The 3932-nt window shown below is 46.2% G+C and carries 7 protein-coding genes; 4 read left to right on the top strand and 3 right to left on the bottom strand.

Annotation, left to right across the window (positions count from 1 at the left end; translation table 11 throughout):
- Positions 1-373 precede the first annotated feature (373 nt).
- The 3 genes from KIS29_11425 to KIS29_11415 are packed head-to-tail and all read right to left on the bottom strand — an operon-like array spanning position 374 to position 1568.
- Positions 374-580, bottom strand: a complete 207-nt coding sequence (locus KIS29_11425) for a hypothetical protein (GenBank protein MBX8640936.1) — start codon at positions 578-580, stop codon at positions 374-376.
- On the bottom strand, positions 580-1356 hold the full coding sequence (locus tag KIS29_11420) for a hypothetical protein (GenBank protein MBX8640935.1): 777 nt from the start codon (positions 1354-1356) through the stop codon (positions 580-582). Before KIS29_11420 ends, KIS29_11425 begins: the two co-directional genes overlap by 1 nt.
- A complete protein-coding gene (locus tag KIS29_11415; GenBank protein ID MBX8640934.1) occupies positions 1353-1568 on the bottom strand; it encodes a hypothetical protein in 216 nt (71 codons plus the stop codon). Before KIS29_11415 ends, KIS29_11420 begins: the two co-directional genes overlap by 4 nt.
- 133 nt (positions 1569-1701) lie before the next feature.
- Between KIS29_11415 and KIS29_11410 the strand changes: the two genes are divergently transcribed.
- The 4 genes from KIS29_11410 (at position 1702) to KIS29_11395 (ending at position 3753) form a co-directional block, all read left to right on the top strand.
- On the top strand, positions 1702-1920 hold the full coding sequence (locus tag KIS29_11410; GenBank protein ID MBX8640933.1) for a hypothetical protein: 219 nt from the start codon (positions 1702-1704) through the stop codon (positions 1918-1920).
- Positions 1911-2420 (top strand): hypothetical protein, encoded by a 510-nt coding sequence (locus KIS29_11405; GenBank protein ID MBX8640932.1) that lies wholly within the window; start codon positions 1911-1913, stop codon positions 2418-2420. The genes KIS29_11410 and KIS29_11405 overlap by 10 nt, the downstream gene beginning before the upstream one ends.
- A 179-nt stretch (positions 2421-2599) precedes the next feature.
- Positions 2600-2935 (top strand): hypothetical protein, encoded by a 336-nt coding sequence (locus KIS29_11400; protein MBX8640931.1) that lies wholly within the window; start codon positions 2600-2602, stop codon positions 2933-2935.
- Complete coding sequence (locus tag KIS29_11395) at positions 2932-3753, top strand: phosphoadenosine phosphosulfate reductase family protein (protein MBX8640930.1); 822 nt, start codon at positions 2932-2934, stop codon at positions 3751-3753. The genes KIS29_11400 and KIS29_11395 overlap by 4 nt, the downstream gene beginning before the upstream one ends.
- Positions 3754-3932 lie beyond the last annotated feature (179 nt).

Genomic DNA, 3932 nt, shown 5'->3' with positions numbered 1-3932 from the left:
TTGAATCTCCTTCTGGCTCTTCACCTTCATAGTAAGGCTCAGGATAATGGTTTATGATTATGAACTCATCCAATTTGCTTATCTTGAATTTCATCAGAATCCCTCCTCATCATCTTCATCATTTCTGAACCAATGGCCACAACGATCACATTTCCCGTTCCCATTGTCTTCGCAATCGCAGTAACAGGGAATTCGTGATATGCACCAGTCGCACATCAGGACATCTCCTCCTTCCAGTTCCCCCGTCTACCCCATATATATCCACATGAACATTCATGTGGACTTGCGCCTGGATCATAATGCCCCCTGACTTTTTTACATTTATGAATTTCACCTTTTTTAGATGCAACTTTCACGTTGCATTTAGAGGCCATCAGAACCCCTCCAGCCTTTTCAGGACATCCTGGTACATCCCGATAAGCTTCTTCGCTTCAGTGAGGGCGGAAGGAGGCAGGCCATTCAGCCGAACCTGTGTTTTATCGATGTCCGCCTGAAGGTTAGCCCTCAGGAAGTCAATTTCTCTGTGGAGGGCTTCCATGCGTGCCGCAAGGTAACGGAGGGCAGCCTCCTCGCTGATCATCACTGAACCTCGCCTCCAACTTCCGCATCGGCATCGGGGAGTTCTTCATACGAAGTGCCGCCATATCCGGTATACAGGCGGAGGGCGCGGTCAACTGCCCGGGTTCGGGCAAGCTCTTCAAAGAATGGATGCATGCGGGTATTCTTCACATTGTCTTTGTTTGCTGATCCTTTGTCGACAGTCGGACCATACTGCTCATCGAGAAGCCTTACCTGTAGGTCCGGAGACAGGGAGGCTATCGCTTTTATGAAATCTATGGGGATCTTTGGGTAGACCTTCGCAAGGGCAATGTATCCGCCCTTTCCGTCAGACTGGGAAGTGGACTCTATCTTTGCATACCCCTTTTTAGAAGCCATGTAGAGAAGCCCGGGATTCTTTATGTAGAGAGCTCCGTCGATTATGGCGAAATACATATCCGCCAGCTCCTGTGGAATCCCGTTCAGCTTTGCCATGAGCTGGGGGCGGCTTGACGGCTTCTCAACATTCATGGGGTTCTTCACATTCTTTGTGAGAGCCTGAGTTGCCTCCTGTGCTTCCTCTTCCTTTGCAGCGGCATCAGACTCATTTCTGGCTTCCCTGATCTTATTCATTGCCGCGGAAAGATCACCGCTGTTCTTCATGCAATCTATTAGACTCGAAGCTTCCTGCACTGACAATTCAGACATAGGAAACTTCAATGTTGCCTCCATGTCCTCTGCGGTCAGCATGGATTTATGCATCAGACCGAATAACAGCTTACGCTGTGCATCAGTCCAGGTTCCCGGGTTGCTCATCATCTTACATCCCTCTCGTCCTTGTATTTCTCTGAGAGTTCCCCGTCGATCTTGAGAACCTTCTCCAATAGCCCGCTGTCCATTTCCTCACCATAGAGCTTGATACTCCACTGGTGCTGGCCCTTGGCGTTTGTCGATAACTCGATTTGTGCGGGCTGTGCCATGACGGTAACAGTCTTCTCTGTAGCTGGCATTTCCTTGGCGCTATCGGTCATGATAGCACCTCCATGTTTCTGACTTGTGAGGTCATAAGATGATAACCGATAGAAGTATAAAAAACTTATTACAACGATTTCAACGGTGTCATAGTTAAAAATGATTATATACTTCCTAGCGTTATATTTCAATATGGCTGAAGACGGAAAAAAGAAGAATGTAATCCGTAGCTTCCGGCTGGATGAAGACTTGAACGACTGGATGGAAGAAAAACATATATCCATAGGCAAGTTGATCAACAGCCTGGTTCGGGAATACATGGAGAAAGAACTGGGAAAACAAGACCCTCACGCAAGCAAAAAAGACCTCACAAGTCCTGATTTATCTCACGGAGGGTCAACATGCACATAGATAGTCGGGATTTAATCGTTTCGGTCAATAGTAGTAGTTATGGCGACTACAAAGGGAAAAAAGCGAATGGATGCCGTATAACTATTGCAATACAGCGACTACTTAAAACACTGGAAAATCCTGAGTTGGAAAGCGTTTTCCCTGTACCCAGTGGAAGTTATACAGCACCAGATATTGTAATGTTTGGAGCGACAAAAAAGAATGTTTTAAATTTTGGAACTCCTGACATAGAACATGAAAACCTGCATGACTCGTTTTGTGTGTGTGTGCAAGTCATGAGGGTGTTCCCGCCTCAGATGAAAAAAAGCGGTTTCTCGGAAAATGGCTATTTCCAATGGTTTGATAGAAATGGAAAAAAGCCATCAACATGCATTGATAGCAGAACATGCTGGAATTATCAACATGAATTGCTATCACATGCTATATCTATGCTATCAATCAATCAATCAATCAATCAATCAATCAATCATGTAACTCATGCAAACGAGGTGACTGCATGACATCTTCAGAGAGGTCTGCGGTTCTTTTCGTTCGTATCACGCAAGGTGTAAAAGAAGCCTTCCGTGAGTATGTTATTAGTGAGCATGGGACGGCTAACAGCATGGGGTTCGTGGTCGATCAAATTCTTTCTTCCTTCCTTTCAAGGCAACCGAAACGCACACACACACAAATTGAGAGGATGAAAAACCGTGCGATCGTTCAGCTGACGGACATAATAAACGAGATGAAGAACGAGGGCTACACCAATCAAATAATAGTGGAAAAGAGGATGTCGGCGAAGGGAAACGTCCACTGGGGAAGGTCAAGCGATCTCGCATCCATCGTAGCCAGGGTCAAGGGAACCGATCAGAGGTCAATAGACAAGTACATCACCATGCTCGTTGACCTGGGCGTCCTGACATCCCCGATAGCGGTTCCCAATTCCAGGAAGATTATCTTTACCGTTGATTTCAGCGTCCTTGAGGAAGAGAAGCCCCTCCGGATAGAAATCCAGAGCAGGGGTGACGTGAAATGAAGACCTTCCTATCATTCGGTGCAGGTGTCCAGACAACAGCGATGCTGATCCTGATCGCAAAAGGTGAGGTAGAAGCTGATACCCTCGTATTCGCTGATACAGGGGCAGAGCATCCGGAAACCTACGATTACATCGAGAAATATGACAAACCGTTGTGTGAAAAGATTGGCATGCCATTTATGACGGTGAGAATGCACCGCAGGATAACAAATGTGGACACGAAAAAGCAGGAACATGCCGATTCACTCAGGGAAGCAATCGTAAAACGGCATAGGGTTCCAAGCATCAATATGAGGTGGTGCACTGAATACTCAAAGATAACGCCAATAAAGCTCGCACTCAGGGGAATGCAGAAAGAAGGCATATTCATGAAGCCGGCAACTGCGCTGATTGGAATAAGCATTGATGAGAAGCACCGAGCTTTTAATTCCGATGGATCATGGAAGCAGCCGCATCATTCAGAATACCGGAATGCTTATCCTATGGTTGAACGGAGCATATCGAGGGATGACTGCCACCGTATCATAAAGGATTATGGCTGGCCCGATCCTGTCAAGTCAGGGTGCTATTTCTGCCCGTTCCAGTCACCAAAGGAATGGGCTGCACTGTACCATACTCATCCGATCTTATTCTGGGATGCTGTCGCACTGGAAGAGCAGGATATCAAATTTCCAACCTATAATCTATATCCAAGAGGAAAGTCAAAAGGATTGAGGAGACTGGCATCGGGACCGGGTTTCGGGAACGGATCCCTCAGTATCTTCGATGATTATGAGGGAAATGTGTGTGTGGAGGTTGAAGCATCATGCATGATATAATGGAGGTCCAGAAATGATGGACTTACAGGAAACAGAGAAAGTAAACAATGCAATGGTTGAGATAATGAAACAGTCTCTAACTGATCCACGTATAATGCTCTCAATCGAAGGATATCTGGTTACGAGTGATTCCAATCAGAATCCTCACACTTCTGTGGAGATATTTTTGAATCGCATGG

This window comes from Candidatus Sysuiplasma jiujiangense, from assembly GCA_019721075.1.
Classification (GTDB): Archaea; Thermoplasmatota; Thermoplasmata; order Sysuiplasmatales; family Sysuiplasmataceae; genus Sysuiplasma; species Sysuiplasma jiujiangense.
The sequence above is the reverse complement of the archived record's forward strand: the minus strand, read 5'-3'. Positions and strand labels throughout refer to the sequence as shown.